The organism is Acinetobacter sp. AL9 (genome assembly GCF_041464035.1).
Taxonomy (GTDB): domain Bacteria; phylum Pseudomonadota; class Gammaproteobacteria; order Pseudomonadales; family Moraxellaceae; genus Acinetobacter; species Acinetobacter towneri.
Map to the genome: position 1 here is coordinate 1 of NZ_JAYFSK010000197.1, position 345 is coordinate 345.

Below are 345 nucleotides of genomic sequence, written 5' to 3' on the forward strand. Positions count from 1 at the left end.
ATTCATATAGTTGTTGCATCACTGGTTGACTATGCTGTTGTCGGTATTCGCGGCGGTCTTCCGCTGTACCATCGGTCTTTTTCCTGAGTTCTGCTTCTATCGCATACAGTTTCTGAATCAGCACTAAGGCCTGTTCAGCAACCTGACTTTTCCCAGTTACATGCAGTTCATGGAATTTACGACGTGCATGGGCCATGCACCCCACCTCAATCACCTGGCCTGATTTAAAACGTGCTTTATAACCACTGTAATCATCACAGACTAGATAGCCCTGCCAGCCTTTCAAGAACTCTTCAGCATGCTGGCCTGAACGACTATCCTGAAAGTCATAGATCACCGCCTGAA

1 protein-coding gene is annotated in these 345 nt (G+C 47.0%); it reads right to left on the reverse strand.

Annotation, left to right across the window (positions count from 1 at the left end; translation table 11 throughout):
- On the reverse strand, nucleotides 1-345 hold a 345-nt coding region (locus ACEO2X_RS14305), incomplete at both ends, for a transposase (RefSeq protein ID WP_371972196.1).